This window comes from Enterococcus sp. 10F3_DIV0382 (assembly GCF_002140245.1).
Classification (GTDB): Bacteria; Bacillota; Bacilli; order Lactobacillales; family Enterococcaceae; genus Enterococcus_B; species Enterococcus_B lactis.
Genome location: NZ_NGMF01000001.1, coordinates 2058061 through 2059411 on the forward strand (window position 1 = coordinate 2058061; position 1351 = coordinate 2059411).

The following is a 1351-nucleotide window of genomic DNA, read 5'->3' on the forward strand; positions in this document are numbered from 1 at the left end:
TCTAAGCTAAAAAATAGTTTCTTGATCATTCAGATAATAATCTATACAGTATTTATTTATCTCCTCCCTGTTCCTCGCCACTAACTATTTCTTAGAAAAAGATATCAAAAAAATTTCTATTCTAAAGTTTGCTTATGTGCTTTAACCCGCCAAGCACTTTCTATGTCTGCTATCCCACCCCCATATAAACTGTATCAGTATCTACTTCAGAAATATAAAATTCCCTTTTATCCGTTGTTCCATAAATGCTTATCTTTCCATTTTCATTTTCATAATTATAGATGCTATAAATTGTTTCCTCTTCCTTGTTTTCTGTCTTCTTCTTTTTTACTTTGATCTGGTCACTTGTAATCTCGATATCGAATCTAGTATCTTCTTCATGATAAAACCAATGTCCTGACAGCCTATCTGCTCTATCTAATTGTTTTTGTGTAAGAGATATTTTTTTAGGTATGCTTGTTTGACCTTCTGTAGTAGCTGTACAGCCACTCAATATAGTGATACAACCAATTAACAGAACATAAAATATTTTTATCATTATTATAAAACCTACTCTCTTTTCTTAAGATAGAAACATGACCTGTCTCTTATACACATCTAGATGTGTATAAGAGACAGTTCTATGAATGCGCTTGCATTTAATTTAGAAAGTGTTACTATCTATTTAGGCAAATTTTTGCTAATATTTTGTTTTTTCATTTACCATCTGTAGAAATCATTTAATGATTTCTATCTTCTCCTTCCAACTTTTTTGATGATGCATCATAAATTAACAGTGCATTATCCATCTTTTCCATGTTAAAAGAACTAAGAGTCAAGACATCATCTTGATTCTTAGTTCTTTTATTTCTTCTAGAAAATAATTGTTAGCAATATAGTTTATATTTTTAAATACTAAACCAGTAGCTTCTAGTTGCTTTCCTGCTTAATAGTCCATATTACTCAACGTAAAAAATAATTGATTGTGGACATTGCTCATCCACTTTATATCCACAACTTTCTTTATAATAGGTATGATAATCACTCTCTATCATATTAATTAACTCTTTTCCCCCGCAAAATTCTTCAATATCTAAATTAATAAATTCCTCCAAAAGGGAAAGCTTAGAGTCAATCGAAAGCATTTTAGGTAATATAGTCCAAAAATCATTATCATCATTTTTACGTAGTGTATAATATGTTTGCTTTTCTAGATTTAATACATAATTATATGCATCATAATCTCCCTTTTTTTCAAAAAAATTTTTCATATTTAAAAATCTACTCACAAATTTTTTCTTGAAATTATTCATTTTCTCACCTCTATTTATTCTTTTACTTGTCCACAGCATAACTGTTGAATAGAGTAACT

Annotated in this window: 2 protein-coding genes; both read right to left on the bottom strand. The window is 28.8% G+C overall.

Annotated elements, in window-relative coordinates:
• Positions 1-169: 169 nt before the first annotated feature.
• Positions 170-538, bottom strand: coding sequence for a hypothetical protein (locus A5849_RS10340; RefSeq protein ID WP_002320557.1), 369 nt, complete (start codon positions 536-538; stop codon positions 170-172).
• Positions 539-938: 400 nt separating this feature from the next.
• Positions 939-1292 (bottom strand): hypothetical protein, encoded by a 354-nt coding sequence (locus A5849_RS10345; RefSeq protein WP_002309671.1) that lies wholly within the window; start codon positions 1290-1292, stop codon positions 939-941.
• Between the last annotated feature and the right edge of the window lie 59 nt (positions 1293-1351).